Origin of the sequence: Chryseobacterium sp. 'Rf worker isolate 10' (assembly GCF_050753305.1) — a bacterium.
Classification (GTDB): Bacteria; Bacteroidota; Bacteroidia; order Flavobacteriales; family Weeksellaceae; genus Chryseobacterium.
This window is the reverse complement of sequence record NZ_JBOZOF010000002.1, coordinates 645526-671025: the sequence shown is the minus strand read 5'-3', so window position 1 is coordinate 671025 and position 25500 is coordinate 645526. Positions and strand designations below refer to the sequence as shown.

Below are 25500 nucleotides of genomic sequence, written 5' to 3'. Positions count from 1 at the left end.
TATATGATATTGGAATGCCTGTTAGTAATTGAACAAAGCTTTTCCTTCCATTAATTCGTTCACTTTCTTTCTTACTGATGAAAGAACTTCTTCATTTTTGATATTATCCACTACTTCAGAAATTAATCCAGCAATAGTATCCATATCATTTTCTTTCAATCCTCTTGTTGTGATTGCAGCTGTTCCCAGTCTGATACCCGATGTCGTAAATGGAGATTTATCATCAAAAGGAACCATGTTTTTGTTACAAGTAATATCAGCAAGCACTAATGCTTTTTCTGTTTCCTTACCGTTTACTCCTTTGTTTCTAAGGTCAACAAGCATCAGGTGATTATCTGTACCACCACTCACAATGTCAAATCCTCTGCCGATCATCGCTTTTGATAATGCCTGAGCATTAGCTTTAACCTGTTTTGCGTAAGTTTCGAACTGTCCGTCCAAAGCTTCACCGAAAGCTACCGCTTTACCGGCAATCACATGTTCAAGTGGTCCACCCTGAATACCTGGGAATACAGCTCCGTCCAGTACCTGGCTCATCATTTTGATTTCTCCTTTTGGAGTTTTGTGGCCGTATGTATTTTCGAAATCTTTACCCATCATGATCATCCCTCCTCTTGGCCCTCTAAGGGTTTTGTGAGTAGTGGTAGTTACTACATGACAGTGTTCGAATGGGGAGTTTAATAATCCTTTTGCAACTAAACCAGCCGGGTGAGCGATATCTGCCCAAAGTGTTGCTCCAATTTCGTCTGCAACCTCTCTGAATTTAGCATAATCTAAATCTCTTGAATACGCAGAGAAACCAGCAATAAGCATTTTTGGTTTTTCTCTCAACGCTACTTCTCTCATTTGGTCATAATCAATAAGACCTGTTTCCTTCTGAACTCCGTAAGAAACCACGTTATACTGAATACCAGAAAAATTCACTGCAGAACCGTGAGTAAGGTGTCCTCCCATTGAAAGATCCATACCCATGATTTTGTCACCTGGTTTCAAAACTGCAAGATAAATGGCAGCATTCGCCTGAGAACCGGAATGGGGCTGAACGTTCACATAATCTACTCCGAAAAGTTCTTTTGCTCTGTTGATAGCCAATGTTTCAACCTCATCTACTACTTCACATCCTCCGTAATATCTTTTTCCGGGATATCCTTCAGCATATTTATTTGTCAGTACACTTCCCATTGCTTTCATCACGTTTTCAGAAACAAAATTTTCTGATGCGATAAGCTCTAATCCATGGGTTTGTCTTTGTCTTTCCTTTTCAATCAGGTCGAAAATAATATCCATTTTACTTTTAGTTTTTGAAATTTCCACCCCAAATGTACGGAATTTTCGTCGAGATTTATCTATTGAAAAAATGATTTTTAAACGCAAAAAAATGAAAAAACACCTTCCTATGTATTGAAACCGTGTAAACTTTAAGATTGCTTATTTTAACCATAAAAGGCACAAAAGTTTAAGCACTTAAGTTTTTTTTAAGGCCTAACTTTATTCACAATAAGTACACCTAAGTTTTATAAAAATCTTTGATTTTCATCTTATATGGACTTTTCTACCGACTTATTTTAAACTTATTAAAATGTTTTAAAATAAAAATTTTTGTGACTTTTGTGGTTTTATAAAGTGTAAACAACTTTATTATTAAGAAAGCTATTAAAATTCTTCATCCGCAAGTTCTTTATTCACTACTGCGCCTGCAAAATTTCCCTGTGCAACAGCATTCGCCACAGAACGCATCATCGTTACATTATCTCCACAGGCAAAAACACCGGGAATATTTGTTTTCTGCATCATGTCTACTTTAATAAATCCCTGTTCCGTCAGTTCACATCCCAGATCAGCAGACACATTGATATTTTGTTCAAAAGGAATTTTAGCATATAAAGCTTGTAAGGAAACTTCTTCGTCATTTTTAAAGACTAATTTTTGAATAACACCATTTTCATGTTTGATTTCTTTAATCTCATCTTCGTTAAGGATAATTTTATTCTGATTCAGTTTTTCAATCTGTTCTTTTGAAAGAGATGCCTTCCCATTGGTAAATAAGGTAAGATTTTTGGTCAGATTAAAAATCAGTTTTGAAAACTCATATCCCATATCTCCATTGGAAAGAATTCCTGTAATTTCATTTTTTACTTCATAGCCATGACAGTATGGGCAATGGATAACAGAAATCCCCCAACATTCTGCAAATCCGGGAATTTCCGGCATCATATCTTTTACCCCGGAAGCTATAATCAGTTTTTTAGCATAGAACATTTCATTGGAAGAGGTTTCAACCTCAAAACCTTCGGTTGTTTTTTTAGTTTTTACGACCATTCCATTATAAAATTGAATAGTATCATATTTTTCTACATCTTCTTTTGCCAGCTTTGTAATTTCTGCAGGTGTTTTCCCATCGTGGGTAACAAAATTGTGTGAATGAGGAGTTTGTTTGTTACAAGGTTTTCCGTTATCTATAATAAGAACATTTCTTAAAGATCTTCCTAAAGACATTCCAGCTGATAATCCGGAATAGCTCCCTCCTATTATAATGATATCAAAGTTTTTATTTTCCATAGTTCAGTTGATAATTGATAATTGATAATTGATAATTGATAATTGATAATTGATAATGCAAAGTTAACCTAAAACTAATTAATGCAATAAAGTTGCAATAATATTTATCTATTAACTTCATCCGATCAACAAATCATCATTTTCCATCTTTACTGAAAACTATTTCCATTCATTTTTAGTTTCATCAATTTCGTCCTGAATTCTTTTATTGACATCTATTTTTGCTCCTTGCAAACTGAAAATTGCCGTTCCTCTTTCTCTTGCATACGGATTGGTAATAGAATCATATAATTTTGCAACTTCAAAAAAGGGACCTGATTCTTTAAGTTCTTTCCCTGCTTCCGGAGCATCTTTAACCCTGATGACATTTTTATATTTTTTGCTTAAATCGATCCAATTGATATAGTCTGCATGAAAAGACATTGCTGCAACACCAGCCTTTGAATAATAATTAATAGCTCCTGTCTGTCCATAATTATCACATAGCACCATGGTATTTCCGGACTTCGATAGCCGGGAATATTCTTTATCTACTTTTTGAGCCAGTTCTTTCCAGCCCTGCATATCGGCAAAGTCCTGTGGCAAAGGATGATCTTTTCCGTCTTCCCAGCGAAGCAGTCCGAATTTTCTGTACTCATCCTGATGGGATTCGATATATTCAGGACTTTTATTCGGAAAGGCTACATTATATAAAGGAAGAAATAGAAGTACGGGAATGAGTATACTGACAGGTTTCAAAAATCTCTTCCAGCCTTTTTCAAATATATGACCGAGAAATACGGAACCAAAAGCAATATAAACCGGATACAAACCTATCGCATAATAGTCTTTTGCTTTAAAAAACAAAAACAGAGTAATTGTAATGATATAACTCCAAAAGAAGAATCTGAATTTTTCAAAAGGTTTATACAGTAATAATGCTCCCCAGCCTGCCAATATGACAAAGACAACACCTATAAAAAACAAAATCTGAGATTTCATAAAATCCATCCGGTCTACATGCACAAGCTGTTTCTCGGAAAGTTCTTTCATATGATGAATGACCGGAAAATGGTTCTGATACTGCCAGAGAAGATTAGGAAAAATAATGATTAAAACCAAGAGTGCTGCCCAATACACATGAGACTGCATAAAAATCTTCCTTTGCTCTGTTAATAATAATGCAGGAATTAGTCCCAACAAGGAAAAAGCAATATTGTATTTATTTAATATTCCTATTCCGAAAAAGACTGCTCCTATATAGATCCACCTGACTTGCTGGAAATTAAAATATTTAATCAGGCTATAATAAAGGGACAGCCACAGCAAAATTTCTAAAGATGTTGGCTGAAACAGCATATTTACCCGAAGAAGTACTGAAAATAATAGACCTAGGGATGCTAATACTTTAGCAAAAAGGCTTCCATTGAGTTCTTCAACAATTTTCCAGGTCAATGCTATGGTTAAAGCTCCGAACAGGGCTGGAAAAAATTTAACCCAAAATATAGAATTTCCCAACATTTTGATTACCCAGGCCAGCCAGGAATTAACGGGAGGAACAGAGAGATATCCCCATGCCAGATGATTGGCCTGATCAAGATGTAGATATTCATCTCTGTGAAGTTCATACTCAGGGCTTATCAGTGAGTATTGGAGTGCAAACTTTGCAATGATAAAAAGAAACAGAATCCAATAGTCTTTTTTCATGGAGGTATCGTTTGGAATTTAAAATTAAGACATTTCAAATTTACTTTTTGTTACAATCTTGCTATTATTTAATAAAAAAAGAATCCCGGAGAAAAAAATTCCTCCAGGATTCACAGTTTAAAAGTGTATAGTGTAGTTTATTATTTTTGCTTAGATTTCTCTTTCAGCTCTTCTTTGTCTTTATCAGATGGGTTCCAAACTTTTATTTCGGTATCATTTGTAATATTAGATCCTGGAAGAATCTCAACGTTGATCCCGTCACTTGCTCCCAGTTTCACATATACTTTTTTGAATTTTCCGTCTTTTTGTTTTACTTCTACGAAAGGAACATCTTTTCCTTGTTTCTTTTCATACTGAACCAAAGATTCATCCAATAGTAATGCATTTTTCTTAGAACTTAAAACAATTTCACCATTTGCAGAAAAACCTGCTCTAATATACTCATTATTAGGATTACTTACATTACCTTCTACCGGAAATTTAATAGTTCCTGCATTATCTTTCCCTTTTGGAGCAATCATTGTTAGTTTTCCAGGGAAAGTTTTATTTTGAAGAGCACCGATTACGATATTCATATCCATACCTTCGGTTAACTTACCAGCTTGCGCTTCATCAATTTCACCTTTAAAGATCAAAACGTTCAAATCTGCAACTGAACAGATGGTAGTTCCGGCATTAAAGTTATTGGCTTCAATTACCTGGCTTCCTGCTTTTACAGGAACTTCAAGCACAGTCCCTGAAGCTTTGGAACGGATCTCAGTGGTCGCTAAGCCTTGTCCTTTAAGTTCTGGAGTTGCTCCTGTTTTAGCAATCTGCAATCTTTTTTGAGCAGTATTCAATTGCTGCTGAGCATTTTTCAAAGTTTGCTGCTGAGAGTATAACTGCTGCTGAGAATTAAGAAATTCCTGTTTAGAAGCAACTCCCTGCTTATATAGTTTCTCCTGCATTTCAAACTGCTTCTGCATATTCCCTACATTCATCTGGGCGTTGCTGATCTGGATCTGTGCATTTTGAACTTCCTGCTGAGAAGCATTTACTTCAGAGATACTTGGAACAATTTTTACGGTAGCAATCAGCTGTCCAACTTCTACTTTATCTCCTTCTTTTACTAAGATTTTATCTATAATCCCCGCAATATTGGGTTTGATTTCAATTTCTTCTTTTGGAACAATTTTCCCTGTAGCCATTACTTTATCATCCATATTCTGGATAGTAGGTTTACGGGTAAGGAAAGCCTCGCCTTCTTTAGAGTTAGATTTAATAAGATAGCCAAGCCCCGAGAACAATGCCACTGCAAATAAAAGCCCCAAGACAATATAAATGGCTTTTTTCCAGGTGAATTTCTTTTTCATATGTATAGTTTATTTTTTATTAAATAGATTGAATGTTTAAAAAAATTGATTCTGTACATTGATCAACTTTAATCTTTATTTTCAAATTAATTATTCTGTTCTTAATGCTTCAATAGGTCGGATCTTTACTGCTCTCTGTGCAGGGATCATTCCGATTATCAATCCCAAAATTACCATTACAGCCATCGCAGCAAATACGTTCCCGTAGTTGACTGTGGGGTTATAGAAAGGAAATGAATCCTGTCCCTGGGTAACGGCATTGAGAATCATCAGCACAAAAATTCCAAACATAAAACCTAATAATCCCGAGGAGAGTGTGATCACGACACTTTCCAGCAAAATCTGATTTCTTACTTCTGCCGGTTTTGCTCCTAATGCTCTTCTGATACCGATTTCTTTAGTTCTTTCTTTTACGGTAATTAAAAGGATATTTGAAATGGCAATGACTCCTGCAAGAATGGTAAGTGTCCCTACGATAATTGTTAACAACTGCATTCCCGTAAGGAAACCTGTCAGTTTTTTAAATTCTTTTCCAAGGTTGAAACTTCCAAATGCATTGGTATCTTCAGGTGAAACTTTATTTTTTGTTTTCAATACCTGTTTTACGTCTTCTTCTACAGAATTCACATTGGCATTAGGTTTACTTACGATAGCAAACATGTCTATTTGGTCTCCTGCATTATACATTTTGGTATAAGTAGAAAGTGGAATGAAAGCAGTCTGATCATTTTCAAATCCTCCTCCTTTTTTCACACGGAAAACTCCAATTACGTTAAAGAATAATCCTTTAATATTGATTGATTTGCCTATTGGATTTTCTTTTTTCTTGGCATCAAAGAAGTTTTTGTAAATTTCTTCTCCTATAATCACTACATTTTTGTTTCCTGAAACATCAGCATCATTGATGTAGCGCCCGAAGATCAGTTTTTTTTCTGAAATTTTATTTCCTACAGAATAGTCTCCTGTAAGCGAATAGGTTCCATTCTTCCCATTTCTTGACATCGCTTCTCCAGGCGTTCCCGTAAAGCTTCCTCTGGCATTTTGCGGCGATATATAATCTATGTCTGTTACTTTTCTTTTCAACATTTCCATGTCTACCAGGTTCAGATGAACTTCTCTTCCTTTAGGAAATCCCTCATATGGAATTGATGTTTTCTGTGCCCACAGGAATATTGAATTGGTAGCAAAACCTGAAAATAATTTATCAAAACCATTTTCCATTCCTTTTGCAGCTCCAAGAAGGCTTACATACAAAAACATCCCCCATCCTACGCCAATCATGGTAAGAAATGTTCGGAGTTTATTATTCCTCAATGAATAATAAATTTCCTGCCAAGTATCTTTTTTAAATATGATGTTCACCTTGTTGAATTATAAGTTATAAATTATGAGTCTTCTATCAATCTGTTTTTTTAGCTTACATTATTCCGTTCTCAATGCTTCGATCGGTTTAATCCTTGAGGCTCTGTATGCGGGAACAAAACCTGCAATTAATCCTGAGAAAATAAGTGCAATAAATGCCATGATAATTGCTCCCCATCCTACACTTGGACTTTTGATGAAAAATTCTTCAAGACTATTACCGATAAGACTTAATGCCAAAACCCCTACTCCTACGCCAATAAGCCCGGACACTACTGTAATCACAACACTTTCCTGAACGATCAGTCCTACAATTCCGCTTGGTTTTGCTCCAATTGCTTTTCGTACCCCAATTTCCTTGGTTCTTTCTTTTACGATATACACCATGATATTACTGATTCCGATAATTCCGGCAAGCAATGTTCCCAGACCAATAAATCCAACAATTGCTGTAAGAACTGCCATAAACATAAATGTATCATTCATATTTTGGGCATTATTCCAGACACGCACACCGTTTTCATCATCAGGAGATACTTTTTTTCTCGATTTCAATTTATCTTTCAATTCATCACCATACTTGATAGCTTGGTCAGGAGTCAGCTTGTCATTATATGTGATATATGCTATATTCACCGTATCAGAACCCTTTTTCATCTGCTGTAAAGTTGTAATAGGAACTGTAATATGTCTTTCATCTCTGTCTCCTCCATCATCTGAAAAGACTCCAATCACCTTGTACATTGTACCATTAATATCGAGCTCTTTTCCAATGGGATTTCCATTTTTGATTAAATCCCGCTGAACCATTCTTCCAATTACTGCAACATTTAATTTCCTTGTCAAATCCATAGATGTCAGATAACGACCATCAATAACTTTTCTATTTTCAATAACCTGCTCCCCCGGCTCAGCACCATTGATCTGATAAAGGCCGCTTTCTTTCCCATATTTCACCATTAAATTGGCGCTATACCTGGGACTTGAAGGACCCGCTTTTTTCTTATCTGCATTAATCAAAAAATCATAGTCTGAATTATTCATTGAAACATTTCTATCAGACTGTAAGCCCTTATAAGCTAAAGTGGCTTTTCCTGTTGAAATAATAATAAGATTCTTAGCATCTCCGGCAAATCCTTCAGAGAAAGCATTCTGAAGTCCTTTTCCAATTCCAAAAAGTACAATGAAAATAAACAGTCCCAAGGCTACTGTAAACCCTGAAAGTACCGTCCTAAGTACATTACTCCGGATAGAACTGAATATTTCCTGCCAACGATCTAGGTCAAACATTTTTTATTGGTATTAAAAGATTGAAAAATTTAAAGATTAAAAAACCAATCAGTAAATTTTCAAATTATCTTATTTTCAAATTATCAAATTCCTAAAGCACAATCTGCTTAATAAATTCATCACTTTCAATAATCCCGTCCTTCAGTATTACATTTCTTTTGGTTTGTGCAGCAACATCCGGTTCGTGGGTTACAACGATGATTGTTTTTCCTTCATTATTGATATCCTGAAGCAGTTTCATAATATCATGAGTGGTTTTAGAGTCCAATGCTCCCGTAGGCTCATCTGCCAGCACCACTTTTGGATTGGTAATCAAAGCTCTGGCAATAGCAACTCTTTGTTTCTGCCCTCCGGAAAGTTCACTGGGAAGATGGTTTGCCCATTGTGCAAGTCCTACTTTCTCCAGATATTCCATAGCTTTCAGATTTCGCTCTTTTCTCGGTACATTCTGATAGTACAGAGGAAGGGCTACATTTTCCAAAGCTGTTTTATAATTGATAAGGTTAAAAGACTGAAAAATAAATCCTAAAAACCTGCTTCTGTATTCTGCAGCTTTTATTTCAGATAAATGTTCAATAGGAACGCCGTCCAATTCATAGGTTCCTGAATCTTTTTCATCCAGAATACCAATAATATTAAGCAGCGTAGATTTTCCGGAACCGGAACTTCCCATAATAGAAACAAACTCCCCTTCAGAAATATTCAGATTAATTCCTTTGAGAACATGAAGCTTGCTTTTCCCTGTATCGTATGACTTATTTAAATCCTGAATTACTAACATTAAGTGATGTATGTTTTTATACCCAATAAGTAGATGATATTTTCAAATTGTTACAAGAATAAAAATTTATTCAAATATTTTTTTGTTTAATAAATTAAGCCTTTATTTATAATGGTTTATGTTTTTTTGTTTAACTGTAACTATGGATTTATACCCATTTACCCCCAAGATAGCGGTCTAGCCTATTATTCGAGCCTGTTTCATGTAAATGTGGAAAACTTTTCAGGCTAAAAGTCAGCCGATTAGTATTTACCTCTTTCAAAATCAGTTCTTTTTTTCGAACTTTGCTATTAGTTCTTTACAAGAAATATGAATTTGAGGAAGTGAATAACTTTAATTCACAACCTACAGATAAACAAAAAGTTAAGTATTTCCTGAACGTTATCCACAGAGATCTAAATTATTTAATTATAAAGATATTTAATATGGGAATTTTTGATAAAAGAGTAAGTTATAAGCCATTTGAATACCCGGAGGTTCTTCAATTTGTAGAGGCAATCAACAAATCGTTCTGGGTACATTCGGAAGTGGACTTTACTGCAGATGTTCAGGATTTTCATTCGCAGTTGGAACCACATGAAAAGCATGCTGTGAAAAATGCGCTGTTAGCCATTGCACAGATCGAGGTGTCTGTAAAGACATTCTGGGGGAATTTATACAACCACCTACCAAAGCCGGAATTCAATGGATTAGGATCTACTTTTGCAGAATGCGAGTTTCGTCATTCTGAAGCATATTCCCGTTTATTAGAGGTATTAGGATATAATGACGAATTCCTTAACGTTATCGAAATTCCTGCCGTAAAAGGAAGAATCGAGTTCCTAGGAAACGCATTAAAACATGCTAATTCGGCTACTCCTAAAGAGTATGTTTCTGCATTATTGTTATTCAGTATTTTAGTAGAAAACGTTTCTCTTTTCTCGCAGTTTGCCATCATCCTTTCTTTCACAAGATTCAAAGGGTTTATGAAAAATGTTTCCAATATCATCGCATGGACTTCAGTAGATGAGCAGATTCACGCCAACGCAGGAATCTATCTGATCAACAAAATCCGTGAGGAACAGCCTGACTTATTAACAGACAGCGATATTGAAGATATCTACACATTAGTAGACGAGTCTATCGCAAGAGAAGGTGATATCCTTAGCTGGATCTTTGAACTAGGAGAAATCGACAATGTTTCTAAAGAAGACCTTTTAAACTTCATGAAATACCGTGTAGATGACAGCTTGAAGAAAATCAACATGAAAACAAGATACAACATCACTCCGGAACAATACAAACCAATGGTATGGTTCGAAGAGGAAGTTTTCGCCAATTCATTAGATGATTTCTTTGCAAAAAGACCTGTAGACTATACGAAACACGATAAGAGTATTACAGCAAACGATTTGTTTTAATACAGAGGCGCGAGCGAAGCGAGCGTCAAAGCAGTCAGTATTAGGATTTTCCTTTTCTGATTATAATTAAGTGGAATTGCTGTTCATTAATAAAGCACAAATACAAAAGAAATGATCAATGTAATAGTAAGCTATACGGTAAACCCCGAATTTGTTCCAAACAATAAAGCTAATATCCAAAAGTTTCTGGAAGATTTTAAGAATTTAGATCCTTCCACATTTGAATACAAAGTTTTTGTAAAGGAAGATGGTGTTACGTTTGTACATTATTCAAACTATAGCAATGAAGAAGTTCAGCATGAAGTTTTGAATGTTCCGTCTTTTAAAGAATTTCAGAGATTAAGAGACGAAAGCGGGCTGAACGGTTCCCACAAAGTAGAAATTTTACAATCAATAATATAAAAAAACAAAATTCCGGAGTGATTCTCTCATTCCGGAATTCGAAAATATAACATCTATGGAAGAGCAAAATTCAAATATATGGTGGCTCAATGAAGAGTCTGAGCAGATGCTGAACAGAGGATATCTGTTGAAAGGTGAAACGGTAGACGGAGCTATCGACAGAATTACCACTGCCGCTGCAAAAAGGTTATACAAACCAGAACTTCAACCGGCATTCAAAGAGATGATCACAAAAGGATGGATCAGCTTCTCTTCTCCTGTATGGGCTAATATGGGAACAGAAAGAGGTCTTCCTATCTCATGTTTCAACGCTCACATTCCGGACAGCATTGAAGGGATTACTCACAAAATGGGTGAAGTCATCATGCAGACCAAAATCGGAGGAGGTACTTCAGGATATTTCGGGGAATTGAGAAACAGAGGAACTGCTGTAACTGATAACGGAAAATCTTCAGGAGCAGTTTCATTCATGAAGCTTTTTGATACGGCTATGGACGTTGTTTCACAAGGGGGCGTAAGAAGAGGAGCTTTTGCTGCTTACCTAGATATTGACCACGGAGATATTGAAGAATTTTTATCCATTAAAGATATCGGTAGCCCTATTCAAAACCTGTTTACCGGAGTGTGTGTACCAGATTACTGGATGCAGGACATGATTGACGGTGATATGGAAAAACGTAAGGTTTGGGCAAGAGTATTGGAAAGCCGCCAGCAAAAAGGTCTTCCGTATATTTTCTTCACAGACAACGTAAACAGAAATAAACCTCAGGTTTATAAAGATTTAGGAATGACGGTAAATGCAAGTAACCTTTGTTCTGAAATCATGCTTCCGTCTACAATGGAAGAGTCTTTCATCTGCTGTCTGTCTTCCATGAACCTTGAATTATACGATGAGTGGAAAGATACTGATGCTGTAAAATTAGCAGTATACTTCCTTGATGCTGTATTATCAGAGTTTATTGACAAAACTGAGGGTAACTATTACCTACAGGGAGCAAGAAACTTCGCGATGCGTCACAGAGCGCTGGGATTAGGAGTTTTAGGATACCATTCTTATTTACAGAAAAATATGATTCCGTTTGAAAGCTTTGAGGCAACTCAGTTCAACGCAAGAGCATTCAGACATATCAAAGAACAGGCTGAGCAGGCTTCAAGAGAACTTGCCAACATTTATGGAGAACCGGAAGTATTGAAAGGGTATGGATTAAGAAATACCACTACAATGGCTATCGCTCCTACTACTTCAAGTTCAGCAATTTTAGGACAGACTTCTCCTGGAATTGAGCCTTTCTCTTCTAACTATTATAAAGCAGGTCTTGCTAAAGGAAACTTTATGCGTAAGAATAAATACCTTGCAAAACTATTGAAAGAAAAAGGACTGGATAACGAAGAAACATGGAGAACAATTATGCTCAACCATGGATCTGTACAGCACCTGAATGAGCTTACTCCTGAAGAAAAGGCAGTATTCAAAACGTTCAAAGAAATTTCTCCAATGGAGATTATCTCTCAGGCAGCACAGAGACAGCAATACATTGATCAGGCACAGTCACTGAATCTTCAGATTCCTTCTACAATGCCTGTAAAAGATGTCAACTACCTTTATATTGAAGCTTGGAAAAAAGGAGTAAAAACACTTTACTACCAAAGAAGTTCATCTGTTTCAAAAGAAATGATGGTTAACTTCGTATCATGTTCAAGCTGCGAGGCATAGAACCAAGTAATAAACACGCTATATTTACAAAAGCATACCGAAAGGTGTGCTTTTGTCGTTTTCATAGGCCTTGATTGATAGTTTAGTTTCCCACAGATTGCACAGATTCTCACAGATGATTGCGTGTATTTAAAATGATTTAGTAAGAATAAAATACATTTCTTATGTTGGCATCATTTATCCATCATCATTCATCATTTATAGTTTACAATTCATAAAAAAGGTCCGGAAAGAAAATCCGAACCTCTGAAAAAGAATTATATGAAGTAAAATGTAAAAGCGTCATTAAAAATTGTATCGTACTCCAAGCTGAGCCTGGAATCTTGATGCAAACTGATCAATAGTATAAGGCAGTCCCGGAGTTTTGAAATTGTATGTAGGATCTCCCGCAGAAGGTTGCCCTGCTGCTATATTCCCAACCTTTGTCAATCCTACACTTGCTGTAGAGTTGAAAGTATTAGGTACAAAATAGACCTTGCCCCAATCTTTGTTTAACAGATTGGTAAAATTGATGATACTCAATGAAATTTGAATATTATTTTTAGATTTCTTACTCAACTTGATTTCATCCATGATTCTGATATCTGCCTGAATATTCCATGGAGTCACATCGCCGTTTCTTTCCGTGAACTTCCCTCGTCTGGATTTCAGATAATCATTACTGTTGACAAAGTTTTCATAATCTGCAATCTGCTGCTGAGCAGTTACGACAATGTTTCCTGCAGCATCTTTTATAGGAACAATATATTTGGAAGCTTCTGCAGCATCTTTAAAGATATATGAAAGCCCCGCAGCCTGTCCTGTATTGGCAATCGTACTGTTTACAAATCCCCATGAAAAAGGATTTCCGGACTGTGCATTGAAATATACATTGGTGTATAATCTGTTCATATCGGAAATATTAAAGGCATACCCCAGATTGGCTACTACTCTGTTTTTGATCGCAAAATTGGAAGTGGTCAGTTTCGGATCATTAGGAGTAAGAGACTGGTTCATCTGCCAGTTACTTTCCATAGAGTTTCTGATACCGTTGGTAATATCTTTAGCATCTCCGTAAGTATAAGCCACAAAGAAATTAAATCCGAAATCATACGACTTTGAAAGCTGTGCCGTCAGGTTATAACGGTATCCTTCTTTCGTATTGGATAAAAGATAGGCATTAGAGAAATTGCTATTGATATTTGTAGTATAGATCGGCATTTCATGATTCGTATCATAGCTGTAATATGTCACGTTATCTGTCTTGTTCACCTGTTGGAATTTCAGATCATAAAGTACTTTTGTATAAATACCTTCCAAAGTCAGTTTATACCCTGCAAGCGTATAATCGAAAGCTAATGAACTTCTCCACACTCTTGGCATTTTAAAATTATTATCAATAAGATCAACCTGTACTTTTGAAGAGTTCTGCCATTTCGGGAAATTGGCACTATTCAATGGGTCTCCATTGGCAGCAAGCTGTGCCGCCGTTGGTCCATTATAATCATAGCTTCCAAAACCTACCCCATCATTATAATAAGCATATCCTAACCACGCAAAAGGAATTCTTCCCACAAAAATACCTGATCCTCCTCTTAATACCATAGACCTGTTTTCTGTAAGATCAATCGTAAATCCAAGTCTTGGAGAGAATGTCGGTTTATTCAGATAATTATTGGTAAGCTGGCTTAGTGGGGTGTAATTATAGGTATTTCCAGCATTCGGATCCTGAGGTGAATTGTTTACCAATGGACTTAATTGTGGTTTATTCGGTAAGTCTGTATAATCTACTCTTACTCCCGGTGAAAGTCTCACTCTTCCCCAGTTGATTTCATCCTGAAGATATAAGGAAAGCAGATTGACTTTATACTGAGCGTAAGGATTATCAAAAAGGTTTTCTCTGCTGTCTCCGTTGAAAGGATAAGTACCTCTTATTCTTGCAGGTGTTCCATTATAAAAATCAGTCAGGTTTTTATAGGAAATTCTTCCGTTCAAGGCATTCACAAAACCATAGTTGATATTGTACAATTCATTGTGAGTTCCTAGTAAGAAGGTATGATTCCCTTTTTTATAAGTAAGGTTATCTGTGATTTCAAAAGTCTTTTGCTTCATGTTGAAAACCGTAGCCTCTCTGTCATTTCCAAGAAGAATAGTTCCGCCGTTGTAAGCAATTTCCACCTGTGGGAACATCGCGTTTCCGGAAGTAGGGTCTCTGTAATCATGAATGGAAGAATATCCCACCACTAAATTGTTGCTCCATTTATCATTAAAACGGCTTTTCAGCTCAAGTGTAGTAGTGGACGCTGTATTTTTCTGAACAAAATCCATGCTGGAGAATCTGAAGTTTGCTCCGTCTCTTTCCAGGTTGGATGCCTGTGAAAATACCGTATTGTTTTTAATGGATAAAGTATGTTTATCATTAATCTTCCAGTCTAACTTATTGAAAAGTTTAGAACTTTCAGAGAAGTTGTTGTACTGATTAAAGCTTCCTACATTGAATCCATATTTATTTCGTACAAAATCTGAAATCTGCTGCGCTACCTGCTCATTCACCAATGCTCCCGGATCATTGGCATTATAGAATACAGGATCTGTTCTTTTGGTATATTCCAGGTTGGTAAACAGGAATACCTTATCTCTTACAATTGGTAATCCTACTCTTCCACCATAAATAAAGTCTTCAAAGTCACTTGGCATTTTAGAATTATCCCCTACTCTGTTTCTACCGGTAATGGCTGCATTTCTTCCGTATGCATAAATGGATCCCGTAACATCATTGCTTCCGCTTCGGGTTACCGCATTAATACTTCCTCCAAGGAAATTCCCCAGTTTCACATCATAAGGAGCAATATAAACCTGCACATCCTGAATGGCATCCAGACTTATAGAATTGGAACGCGTACTGCTTCCCGGCATTCCTGAAGTACCAGTCTGCCCTCCCAGTGAAGGACTGAAACCAATAGCATCGTTATTGATAGAACCATCAATTGTCACGTTATTATAACGGAAATTGGTTCCGTTGAAAGAGTTGTTAGCACTCTGTGGAACCAGTTTGGTAACATCCTGAATTCCTCTGTTAATATTCGGAAGACCGGAAATCTGCGCCTGGCTGATCCCAACTCCATATTTTGCAGTGGTCTTTTTAGAAGTAATTTTCACCTCATCAATTGTCTTTTCTTTATTTCCAACTTCTACTACAGGTAAGTCGTTATTTCCCAAAGAAAGCTGCAGATTCGGATTTTCATAGATAACCTGTGATCCGTCAGATATTTCAATTTTATAAGGTCCTCCCGGCTGAAGATTATCCAAACTGAACTGCCCTTTGCTGTTACTTTTCGTTTCAAAGGTACTATTGGTAGGTATATGTATTACCTTTACTGTAACTTCGGAAGAGATTCCCTTTAATCTTCCGAAAATTTTAGAGCTGGTTTCCTGTGAAAATGCAAACCCAAACGATAACAGAGCAAAAGCACAGATGATTTTTTTCTTCATATTTTATTCGCTATAAACTTGGTGTAAAATTAGATCTAGTAAAAATGAAGTATGGTAACATAGAATTAACATTACGTAACAGAATGTTTAACATTTCCTTAAAAAAAACTTAATAGGAACATTGTAAAAATCTTAAAAAAAATTCTAGAGAAATCGTGAAAATCGTCCTATTTTAAAAGCATTTCAAAAGGTTTTAATTTCTTAAAATTTTACTATCAACAATCATTTTCTGTTGAATTACTTTCCATGAAAATCATAGAACCTCTGATATTTTTGGTTTATATTTGTGTTTATTGTTTAATACCAAAACTACAGATATGAAATTCGGACAAGTAGAAGATCCATCAAAAATAGATTTTACATTACCTAAAGACCATCCCAGAACCAAGGAAATGCTGGCTCTTAATAAAAAAGGACTGGAAAACATTTCTATTGGATGTGCCAAATGGAATAAAACGGATCTTAAAGGATTTTATCCAAAAGGAACCAAGGATGAACTGACGTATTATGCCACTCAGTTTAATTCTATCGAGCTGAATGCTACTTTTTACGGAATGCCTACTCCTGATCAGGTAACTACATGGAAAGAAAAAACTCCGGCAGACTTTAAATTTTTCCCAAAGATCACCAATACCGTTTCCCACTTCAGAAGACTGATTGATGTGACAGATCCGGTGACGCAGTTTGCATCTTCTGTTATCAATTTTGATGAAAAACTGGGAATGGCTTTCCTTCAGCTTCATGATAATTTTAAGCCTAAAGATTATGACAGGTTGGAAAAATTTGTAAAAGAATGGCCTAAAGAAGTTCCGTTAGCCATCGAGCTCAGAAATACAGAATGGTTTACAGATGAAGAAATTCTGAATACAACCTGTGAACTTTTCGAAGCCCATAATATCACCAATATCATTGTAGATACTGCAGGAAGAAGAGATATGCTTCATATGCGCCTTACCACTCCCAATGCATTTATCCGCTATGTGGGTGCCAATGCAGAAAGTGACTATGAAAGGCTTGATGACTGGTTGAAGCATCTTACCCAATGGAAGAAAGATGGTCTTCAGAATCTTTACTTTTTTGTACACCAGAATATTGAAAAAGCCTCCCCATTATTATCCGCTTATTTTATTAAGAAAGTGAATGAGGAATGGAAAACCGATATTCATATTCCGCAAATGGCTACGGAGAGTACAGGAACACTTTTTTAGTGATATCACACATAAATAGAATAATTTCGATATCCTTTTAAAACAGTAGTTTACTTCCTTTTCATCAAGAAAAATTCGTATATTAGAGTATAATGTTTTTCGCTAATCATTATACTTTAAAAAACATAAATCATGGAAAAGGAAATTTGTACAATCGGTATTGCCAATAACTGGCTTGGTGATGAATACATTTTTTATGACAATAATACCATAAAAAGAGTGTATGACAGCCACAGTCTGAATTCCGATAAAACGGAGTGGGTTGCCCCTCAAAGTATTAATAAACACACTAAAGACAAACTTATCAGAGCCTGCCCTGAGGAATTTAAAGAACAGGTCATGCAGATTCTGGATTATCCTTAACGAAACAAAAAGGGAATGAAACTTTTACAGTTCATTCCCTTTTTTATTTATTTTTTCGAAGCAGCAGCACCAGATTGAGAAACAGCAAAAGAAAATCCAGTGTAATCCAGATGCCCAGTTTTGTGTTCTCATAATTGTAAGCCTCTACCTGCTTTTTAGCAACTTCAGAAAGCTTCATACTTTGGTTGATGTAATTCTGAACTTCTACAATCTGATCAATATTTTTATTGGGTACAGAATGCTGGGAAAAGTATACGAGATTTTTCTTCCCAAGATAACCTGCAATCCAATATTCATCAGACTTATCCATTTTCAGATATTCTATTCTGTAATATTCCGGACGTATTTTCCCGATATGTTTGGGTTCCAGGGTTGTATTTTTATCAGTTTTATTGACATTAATCAGATAAAAATCCAGTGCCTGAGGAAGTTTATTAACAACCTGCAGTCCTACAGAATTATCTACAAATGCCACCGCACTTTTCTTGATAAACCAGTACGTAAAAACAGAAATTGAAAAGACGAGTGTTACAATACGAAACAGCTTTGCCCATTTCGCCATACCTCCTGATTTTACCTTAAACAGGACCAAAGAAAGAACAGATGCCAGAAATATTATAAAAATAATGAGTGTCATATTTTACAAAGATACTTCTTATCTCTATTTTATCTATATTTGCGCCCAAATTTTTAATCCTAACTAACCATGAAAAAGACATTCTCGGTACTCTTTTCCTTTTGTATCGTACTTATTTGCGCACAGGTAAAATTCGAAAAAGGATACATCATCAACAGCAATGATGTAAAAAAAGAAGTACTCATCAAAAATCAGGGATGGGTAAGCACTCCTGACAATTTTGTTTATAAAACAGATGAAAATTCAGCCGAAAATATAGGTACTCCTACTTCTATCAGGGAATTTGGAATTTATAATGAGGTAAAGTTTATCAGCTACAATGGTGATATTGATTATTCATCTGATCATCTTGATGACCTTTCCAATAATAAAGAACCTGAATTTAAAAAAGGAATCGTTTTCTTAAAAGAAGTTGTGAAAGGAAATAAAAACCTGTATTTCTATCAGAAACAAAATTTTGAAAGATATTTTTATTCCGATTCCGATTCTTCTATTCACCCCTTGACTTACAAAAAATATTATTTCAACGGCAGCAGCTCTCAGGTTGCAACCAATGATGATTATATTAATCAGCTGAAAACAATCTTCTCGGATGATACTAATGCACATGCACTGGCAGCAAAGACAAAATATACTACCAATGATCTAAAAAAGATCTTCAACTTATATAACAGCAAATTCTCCGGAACTGCATCTTCTAACGAGCAGTCTTTCACAGAAACTAAAAAGAAAGCAAAATTTAACCTGAGCGTAAGACCAGGAGCTAATTTCTACTCTCCGCTAAAAATAGAGCAAACCTACCGAAATGAAGGGTTCTCTTCTAAAACAGGGGTAAGAATAGGTGTAGAGGCGGAAATTGTATTACCATTCAACAAAAACAAATGGTCAGTAGTACTGGAACCTACCTACTCTCTTTACAACAATAAATCAACGATTAAAACAAATGATAATTTATATAATATGCATCTGGAGAATTATGCATTCTTCAGTCTTCCGCTTAGCTTAAGACATTATATGTATATCAATGATGATTCAAAAATATTTATCAATGCCGGAATTAATATCCTTTCGTTTAAAACCAGCTCATCTGAGAGCATTGATTTAGATTATGATGGGACGGTTTTTGACAAACTGCAATTATCATCATCCCAAAGTTTTAAAAGTGCTGTATTCGGGATAGGCTTCAATTATAAGAATAAATACAGTGTTGAAGCAAGATATAATACAAGTACTAATCTATTGGATGAAAAAAGAAATTCTGCTACTGCGGATCTTAAATATGTATCCTTAATTCTTGGATATAATATTTTCTAATCTACATTCCATTCTTTATAAAACTGGTCGAGGAAATTCAGCATGTAATTGTGTCTTTCTTCGGCCATTTCTTTTCCTTTTGAGGTATTCATCATGTCTTTCAGAAGCAATAGCTTTTCGTAGAAATGATTAATGGTAGTTCCATCAGATTTTTTATACTCTTCTTTAGACATTCCCAGTTTGGGTTTTATATCCGGGTGATACATCAGGTTATTCTTAAAACCTCCAAAGTTGAATGTTCTGGCAATTCCAATAGCTCCTATGGCATCAATACGGTCGGCATCCTGCACAATTTGCAGTTCAATAGGTGGATTTACCGGCGCCTGATCTCTGTTTTTAAACGAAATATTTTCGATCACAAACAAAACCTTCTGAATGGTTTCTTCAGAGACATTCTGTTCTTCAAGAAATGTTCTTGATATTTTAGGGGCGATCGTTTCATCACCATTATGGAATTTAGGATCTGCAATATCATGAAGAAGCGCAGAAAGTTCTACTACTTCTTTATCACAATCTTCTGTTTCTGCTATCTGAGCGGCCAGTTTCCAGACTCTTTCAATATGGAACCAGTCATGTCCTGCTTCTGCTCCTTCTAATTTTTCTTTTACAAATGCTACAGTGTTGTCAATCGTACTTTTCATTTATCTATCAGTTCATTTAAAATAATATCCCAGAGTTTGCTGTTGTAACTTCTAAAAAAATTGATATGCCCGATTTCTTTTTTATCAGATTCTGAAACATTCACCAGCCTGTAAGTCGGTTTCAGATTAGGATAGGTATCATTTAATAAGCTTAATACACCTCTTTCTGTAAGCCAGATATCATCTTCAGCCCGAATTACAAATACTTTCTGTGTCAAATTTTCAGAGAAATTATCAATTTTTTCCAACAGCCTGTTGGTTGATTTCTTGTTTAAAATTAAGGTTCTCCAGTCATATGCACAATTTTTCGGAAGACTTTCTCCCAATCCAAACCAGTGTGCAGGAAAATATCCTAGTAATGAAGTAGTTAATGGCTGGGCAATTCCAAATCCCAAATAAGCTTCCACTTTTGTCATTCCTTTAAGGTTTCCAACGAAGGCATTTTGTGTTCCTACAAAGACAAATTCTTCAAACATTTCAGAATCCTGATTCATTCCCAAGATTAATGCTCCCACAGAATGACCGAGGCAGTACTTTTTGTGTTCTTTAAAATCTTTTTTGATATATTGAGTTAAAGCTTTATAGTCTTTTGAGCCCCATACCCTCATGGAGCCATGAAATCCTCTCATATCTTTCGGCTTGGAAAGTCCTATCCCTCTGTAATCATAAGTAATTACTGTAAACCCCTGTTCGGAAAAGTAGCTGGCAAAGGAAAAATAGACCTGTTGTTTTACTCCCGTTGCTGAGTTGATCAGTAATAATTTCCCATTATCTTTTTCTGGTTTAAAGAGATGGACAGCCAGAGGAGTATGATCTTCTGTGGTTAATATTAGTTTTTCCATAATATAAAAAGAAAAAATCCACTATAAAAGTGGACATTTTACTTATATTTTTATGTTAAGTTTCAGACTTTTGATATGTCGTAAATAGTTTTAGGAAAAGAAATCTGAGATTCTTGGCAGTCCGGTCTGAGAGCCTTTACCTCCGGACACTCTTGATGAAACCTCATTTCCGAATTTAACACATTCTTCTATAGAATTCCCATGACAAAGCGCAATGGCAAATCCTGATGTAAATGCATCTCCCATTCCCATTTTATGAACTTTTTCATCTTTATCATTTCTGTAATATTTCATCTCTGTACCATCAAAATAAATAGTTGAATTGGTGTCATCTCTTACAAAAACTTTATTGAAATATTTCTTAAGAACTTCTTCTCTTTTTTCTTCTCCGAAAATAATGTAAAGTTCATTACTCTTCGCTACAATAAAGTCAACCATTTCTAAGATATCTTCTCTGACTCTCATGGCAGGAGAAGCATATAAACCGACCTTCTTTCCGTACTGCTTAGCTTTTCTAACGGTATGTTCTACTACATCCATAGAAATCTCAAGCTGTATCAGTACAAGATCTGCAGTATGAAAATATTTTTCAGCCTCATCTATATGAGGTTTGCTAAGGTATTTATTGGCTGCCGGAACTACCACAATAGCTGCATTTCCGTGAGAAGTCGTTACATAGGCTGTCCCTGTAGCGTCCTTATCTGTTTCATGAACAAAGCCTACATTTACATTTTCACTTACCAGATTCCTCATGATCTGCTGCCCAAGAGGATCCATCCCCACACATCCTATAAAATATACACTTGCTCCCAACCTGGCAGTACCTACCGCCTGATTAGCCCCTTTTCCTCCAAAATAGCTATCTGATTTAATGGCTAAAACGGTTTCATTGGGCATAGGAATTTTTTCGGTTTCAAGAACCAAATCTATGGATGAGCTGCCCACAACAATAATACGAGGTTGTTCTGATGAGAAATTCATTGTGTTTTGTATTAGCTTTATTATTTATAACTGACAAAAATTGCGCTTCAAAAATAACTAATTTAAAATTAACTTATTTCAATAAATTCAGTAATTATTTTCACTGGTTTTTGATCTTTGCTGTAAGCTATATAACTTGCATAAAAACCTTCACCATATCCGGTTTCAAAGGCAAATATAGTTCCGGGATGCTCTTTTGCGGGTTTCAGGAAGGCATACTGATCTATCGCCCCTTTTTCATCAAAGAAATAGTCATGGAAAAACTCTTCATAGATTCCCATGAAGTCTCCCCCTTTATTTTGATATAATCTTTGCTCCAGTTCGTTGAGACTATTTTGGGTATCAACATCCATGAAACATCCCATTCCACTTTCTACGGGATACCCGAAAACTTCTCCTTCCGCCAGCTCTTTTATATCCTGCCCTGCAGTAGTTGCCATTTTCCATTCTTTAATTTCAGAATTATTGAATATAATTTCGGCATAGGCTACACAGTTGCTATCTCTTTCTTTATGTAACATTACAGAAAAATCTCCTTTAGGGAATTCTGTAGTGAAAGGAAGCATATCATTAGTGATCAATGGGTCGCAGCCAACCAGCTTGCCACTGGAAAGGTAAATCTTTCCTACTTCAAAACTTTCCAACAACGGACTTTCTACAAAATCTTTCGAGAATAGTTTTTTTATGTTTTCTATGTGTGTCATTGTATTTATTCTTTTAAACCATCAGGCTGGATACCATTGTAAACGTGTATCCAGCCTGAGATTTTGACAAAATTTATTGTCTATACTTTATAAACTTTTCAGTTTTTCTTCAAGGATCGCAATCTTATCCAAAGCATCTTTCTGTTTTTGACGCTCAACCTCTACAACTTCTGGTTTAGCATTCGCCACAAATTTCTCATTGGAAAGCTTCTTTTCTACTGAAACTAAAAATCCTTTTAAATATTTTACTTCTTCTTCAGTTTTAGCTTTTTCTTCTCCTAAATCTAAGTTTTCACTTAAAGGAATAGAAACTTCTGTGGCTCCTACCAGGAATGTAAAGCTTGGCTTATCCGTTTTCTGTCCGAAATGGATTTCAGAAATATTAGCCAGTTTTCTTATTACAGCTTCATTAGTAAATTCAGCAGCATTAGTATAAACCTCAGCGGCTTCTCTTGGTGAGATTCCTTTTGTCTGACGGTAGTTTCTAACTCCAGAAATTAATTCTGCTGCTGTTTCGAAGTTTTTAATAATCGTTTCATCAAATGCTTCTGCTTCTTTCTGCTGAGCAATTACCAAAGCCTCATCAATACTTCTTTCTGAAATAGTCTGCCATAATTCTTCTGTTAAGAAAGGCATGAACGGATGAAGAAGCTTCATTAATTCTTCAAAGAAATAGATGGTTTTATCATAAACTTCTTTAGAAATTCCTTCTCCGTAGTTAGGCTTGATGGCTTCAAGATACCAACCACAAAAATCATCCCAAATTAATTTATAGATCAAATGCAGGGCATCAGAAATTCTGAATTTCTCAAACTGATCATTAATTTCAGCAATTGTTTTATTCAATTTGTTTTCAAACCACTCAATTGCCTGGTTATCAGCTGCAATAGCTGGTTTATCTTCATGATTCCACATATTGATCAGACGGAACGCATTCCAGATCTTCGTCATGAAGTTTCTTCCCTGAAGCATTAAATCTTCATCAAAAAGAAGGTCATTTCCAGCTGCAGAACTCAATAGAATACCTACACGTACTCCATCTGCTCCATATTTATCCATTAATTCAAGAGGATCAGGAGAGTTTCCAAGAGATTTTGACATCTTTCTTCTCTGCTTATCTCTTACAATTCCTGTAAAATAAACATTCTTGAACGGAACTTCTTTTCTGTATTCCAATCCGGCCATGATCATTCTGGCTACCCAGAAGAAAATAATATCCGGACCTGTAACCAAATCAGATGTTGGATAATAATAGTTGATATCTTTATTTTCAGGATCAAGTAATCCGTCAAATACAGACATTGGCCATAACCATGATGAGAACCATGTATCCAATGCATCGTCATCCTGTCTAAGGTTTTCTATAGTCAGACCTGAGTTTCCTGTTTTCTGTTTTGCCAGTTCTAAAGCTTCTTCTTTAGTTTCAGCAACTACAAAATCTTCATCTCCTTCTCCAAAGTAATAGGCAGGAATCTGCTGTCCCCACCAAAGCTGACGGGAGATATTCCAGTCACGGATGTTTTCCATCCAGTGCTTGTAGGTATTTTTGAACTTTTCAGGATAGAACTTAACCTCATCATCCATTACTACATCCAATGCAGGTTTAGCAATTTCAGACATTTTAAGGAACCACTGTACTGAAACTTTAGGTTCAATAACAGCGCCTGTTCTCTCGGAAGTTCCTACTTTATTTACATAATCTTCAGCTTTAAGCAAAAGATCTTTTTCTTCAAGTTCTTTAGCAATCTGCTTTCTTACGTCAAATCTGTTTTTCCCGGCATAATGTAAACCATGCTCGTTAAGATTTCCGTCATCATCAAGAGCATCAATCATTTTCAACTGATGTTTCTGTCCGATTTCATAGTCATTGATATCATGTGCAGGAGTAATTTTCAACGCTCCGGTTCCGAATTCAATATCAACATATTCGTCCTCAATGATCGGAATTACTCTGTTAACGATCGGTACGATTACATTTTTACCTTTCAGGTGGGCATATCTTTCATCATTCGGATTGATACATACCGCTGTGTCCCCGAAAATAGTTTCAGGACGCGTAGTAGCAACTGAAAGAAATTCTTCAGATCCTTCGATTTTATATTTAAGGAAATATAATTTCCCGTTTTGTTCTTTAAATATTACTTCTTCGTCAGAGATATTGGTTTTCGCTTCCGGATCCCAGTTGACCATTCTATAGCCTCTGTAGATTAATCCTTTGTTATAAAGGTCTACAAAACTTTTAATAACCTGCTGCGAAAGTTTATCTTCCAACGTGAAACGGGTTCTGTCCCAATCACATGAACATCCCAGCTTTTTCAGCTGCTCAAGGATGGTTCCTCCATATTTATTAGTCCAGTCCCATGCATGGGTTAAAAACTCTTCACGGGTAATATCTGACTTATTGACTCCTTCAGACTTCAGTTTAGCAACAACTTTAGCTTCAGTAGCAATTGAAGCGTGATCTGTTCCCGGAATCCAACAAGCATTAAATCCGCGCATTCTTGCACGACGGACCAGAACATCTTGAAGGGTATTGTTCAACATATGCCCCATGTGCAGTATCCCCGTCACGTTTGGCGGAGGAATGACTATGGTATATGGTGGTTTGTCATTAGGTTCTGAATGGAAAAATTTGTTTTCCAACCAGTAACTGTACCATTTTTGTTCTGTTTCCTGTGGATTGTACTTTTCTGAAATCTGCATAAATTCTATTTCTTTGGCTTGCAATTTGCAAAAATAGTCTAAAGAAAAAAATTTTTAAGCATGAATTAAAATAATTTTTAACTTTGTTTC

At 35.8% G+C, this 25500-nt stretch carries 20 protein-coding genes; 6 read left to right on the top strand and 14 right to left on the bottom strand.

Annotated features, from left to right (window positions below; genetic code table 11):
• Positions 1 to 21: 21 nt before the first annotated feature.
• The 7 genes from glyA to LKL37_RS12985 all read right to left on the bottom strand — a co-directional run bounded on the left by glyA (position 22) and on the right by LKL37_RS12985 (position 9030).
• Entirely contained in the window at positions 22 to 1287 is a 1266-nt protein-coding gene (gene glyA, locus LKL37_RS13015) for a serine hydroxymethyltransferase (RefSeq protein ID WP_431610985.1), read from the bottom strand.
• 366 nt (positions 1288 to 1653) lie between these two features.
• Entirely contained in the window at positions 1654 to 2559 is a 906-nt protein-coding gene (locus tag LKL37_RS13010; RefSeq protein ID WP_431610984.1) for an NAD(P)/FAD-dependent oxidoreductase, read from the bottom strand.
• Between the two features lie 159 nt (positions 2560 to 2718).
• Entirely contained in the window at positions 2719 to 4245 is a 1527-nt protein-coding gene (locus LKL37_RS13005; protein WP_431610983.1) for a glycosyltransferase family 39 protein, read from the bottom strand.
• Between the two features lie 140 nt (positions 4246 to 4385).
• On the bottom strand, positions 4386 to 5597 hold the full coding sequence (locus LKL37_RS13000; protein ID WP_431610982.1) for an efflux RND transporter periplasmic adaptor subunit: 1212 nt from the start codon (positions 5595 to 5597) through the stop codon (positions 4386 to 4388).
• Positions 5598 to 5687: 90 nt separating this feature from the next.
• Positions 5688 to 6959 carry an ABC transporter permease gene (locus tag LKL37_RS12995; RefSeq protein WP_431610981.1) on the bottom strand — a complete coding sequence of 424 codons (1272 nt, stop codon included), beginning with the start codon at positions 6957 to 6959 and terminating at the stop codon, positions 5688 to 5690.
• 60 nt (positions 6960 to 7019) lie between these two features.
• A complete protein-coding gene (locus tag LKL37_RS12990) occupies positions 7020 to 8249 on the bottom strand; it encodes an ABC transporter permease (RefSeq protein WP_431610980.1) in 1230 nt (409 codons plus the stop codon).
• A 91-nt stretch (positions 8250 to 8340) separates the two neighbouring features.
• Positions 8341 to 9030, bottom strand: coding sequence for an ABC transporter ATP-binding protein (locus LKL37_RS12985; RefSeq protein WP_121488761.1), 690 nt, complete (start codon positions 9028 to 9030; stop codon positions 8341 to 8343).
• Positions 9031 to 9455: 425 nt separating this feature from the next.
• On the opposite strand from LKL37_RS12985, the gene LKL37_RS12980 reads away from it, so the two are divergent.
• From LKL37_RS12980 to LKL37_RS12970, 3 genes are all read left to right on the top strand, one after another.
• Positions 9456 to 10430 carry a ribonucleotide-diphosphate reductase subunit beta gene (locus tag LKL37_RS12980; RefSeq protein ID WP_047378790.1) on the top strand — a complete coding sequence of 325 codons (975 nt, stop codon included), beginning with the start codon at positions 9456 to 9458 and terminating at the stop codon, positions 10428 to 10430.
• Positions 10431 to 10541: 111 nt separating this feature from the next.
• Entirely contained in the window at positions 10542 to 10832 is a 291-nt protein-coding gene (locus tag LKL37_RS12975; RefSeq protein WP_431610979.1) for a hypothetical protein, read from the top strand.
• Positions 10833 to 10887: 55 nt separating this feature from the next.
• Positions 10888 to 12546 carry a ribonucleoside-diphosphate reductase subunit alpha gene (locus LKL37_RS12970; RefSeq protein ID WP_047378798.1) on the top strand — a complete coding sequence of 553 codons (1659 nt, stop codon included), beginning with the start codon at positions 10888 to 10890 and terminating at the stop codon, positions 12544 to 12546.
• 285 nt (positions 12547 to 12831) lie between these two features.
• Here LKL37_RS12970 and LKL37_RS12965 read toward each other — a convergent pair whose 3' ends face one another.
• Positions 12832 to 16017, bottom strand: coding sequence for a TonB-dependent receptor (locus LKL37_RS12965; protein WP_431610978.1), 3186 nt, complete (start codon positions 16015 to 16017; stop codon positions 12832 to 12834).
• Between the two features lie 317 nt (positions 16018 to 16334).
• Here LKL37_RS12965 and LKL37_RS12960 point away from each other — a divergent pair, with 317 nt between their 5' ends.
• Together LKL37_RS12960 and LKL37_RS12955 are read left to right on the top strand one after the other, a co-directional pair.
• Positions 16335 to 17225 carry a DUF72 domain-containing protein gene (locus LKL37_RS12960; protein ID WP_431610977.1) on the top strand — a complete coding sequence of 297 codons (891 nt, stop codon included), beginning with the start codon at positions 16335 to 16337 and terminating at the stop codon, positions 17223 to 17225.
• 132 nt (positions 17226 to 17357) lie between these two features.
• Entirely contained in the window at positions 17358 to 17588 is a 231-nt protein-coding gene (locus LKL37_RS12955) for a hypothetical protein (RefSeq protein ID WP_431610976.1), read from the top strand.
• Positions 17589 to 17631: 43 nt separating this feature from the next.
• Here LKL37_RS12955 and LKL37_RS12950 read toward each other — a convergent pair whose 3' ends face one another.
• Positions 17632 to 18225: a hypothetical protein gene (locus tag LKL37_RS12950; RefSeq protein ID WP_431610975.1), complete on the bottom strand. Its 594-nt coding sequence runs from the start codon at positions 18223 to 18225 to the stop codon at positions 17632 to 17634.
• A 69-nt stretch (positions 18226 to 18294) separates the two neighbouring features.
• Here LKL37_RS12950 and LKL37_RS12945 point away from each other — a divergent pair, with 69 nt between their 5' ends.
• The gene (locus LKL37_RS12945) at positions 18295 to 19539 is read left to right on the top strand and encodes a hypothetical protein (protein ID WP_431610974.1); all 1245 of its coding nucleotides are present in this window, start codon (positions 18295 to 18297) and stop codon (positions 19537 to 19539) included.
• On the opposite strand, the gene LKL37_RS12940 is transcribed toward LKL37_RS12945, so the two are convergent.
• From LKL37_RS12940 to LKL37_RS12920, 5 genes are all read right to left on the bottom strand, one after another.
• Positions 19536 to 20180, bottom strand: a complete 645-nt coding sequence (locus tag LKL37_RS12940) for an HD domain-containing protein (RefSeq protein ID WP_431610973.1) — start codon at positions 20178 to 20180, stop codon at positions 19536 to 19538. The genes LKL37_RS12945 and LKL37_RS12940 overlap by 4 nt on opposite strands.
• Positions 20177 to 21022 carry an alpha/beta hydrolase family protein gene (locus LKL37_RS12935; protein WP_431610972.1) on the bottom strand — a complete coding sequence of 282 codons (846 nt, stop codon included), beginning with the start codon at positions 21020 to 21022 and terminating at the stop codon, positions 20177 to 20179. The genes LKL37_RS12940 and LKL37_RS12935 overlap by 4 nt, the downstream gene beginning before the upstream one ends.
• A 90-nt stretch (positions 21023 to 21112) precedes the next feature.
• On the bottom strand, positions 21113 to 22003 hold the full coding sequence (locus tag LKL37_RS12930; RefSeq protein WP_105701061.1) for a ribokinase: 891 nt from the start codon (positions 22001 to 22003) through the stop codon (positions 21113 to 21115).
• 68 nt (positions 22004 to 22071) lie between these two features.
• A complete protein-coding gene (locus tag LKL37_RS12925) occupies positions 22072 to 22707 on the bottom strand; it encodes a DUF4241 domain-containing protein (protein ID WP_431610971.1) in 636 nt (211 codons plus the stop codon).
• 87 nt (positions 22708 to 22794) lie between these two features.
• Positions 22795 to 25410, bottom strand: a complete 2616-nt coding sequence (locus LKL37_RS12920) for a valine--tRNA ligase (protein WP_431610970.1) — start codon at positions 25408 to 25410, stop codon at positions 22795 to 22797.
• Between the last annotated feature and the right edge of the window lie 90 nt (positions 25411 to 25500).